We start from the raw sequence: 249 nt of genomic DNA, 5'->3' as shown, positions 1-249 counted from the left end.
ACGAGCCGGTATTTGTCGCGGTGTTTGCGTTTGACCCGGTGCGAAGGAAGAAAGCAGTCAAAGCCCTGGTTGGCGAGGTGCTCCTCGGCCCGAAACGCATGCCGCGGTTTGCATTGCACCAGGTACCATTGGGGTTGGGTCATAACATCTTCATCGGGCACGTTCTGCGCGCCGGGTTGTTGGCAATCGTTTGGCGAATCCGCAGAATTTGGTTTCGGCGGATGCGTCGGGTTGGGTTACGGCGGATGC

1 protein-coding gene is annotated in these 249 nt (G+C 58.6%); it reads right to left on the bottom strand.

Features of this window, described 5'->3' with window-relative positions:
* Positions 1–143: transcription termination/antitermination NusG family protein (locus B3520_RS17465; RefSeq protein ID WP_414673868.1), on the bottom strand; the 143-nt coding region annotated here is incomplete at its 3' end.
* Positions 144–249: the final 106 nt, after the last annotated feature.

It is taken from the genome of Marinimicrobium sp. UBA4509 (assembly GCF_002388575.1).
In the GTDB taxonomy this organism is placed as follows: Bacteria; Pseudomonadota; Gammaproteobacteria; order Pseudomonadales; family Cellvibrionaceae; genus Marinimicrobium; species Marinimicrobium koreense.
The sequence above is the reverse complement of the archived record's forward strand: the minus strand, read 5'-3'. Positions and strand labels throughout refer to the sequence as shown.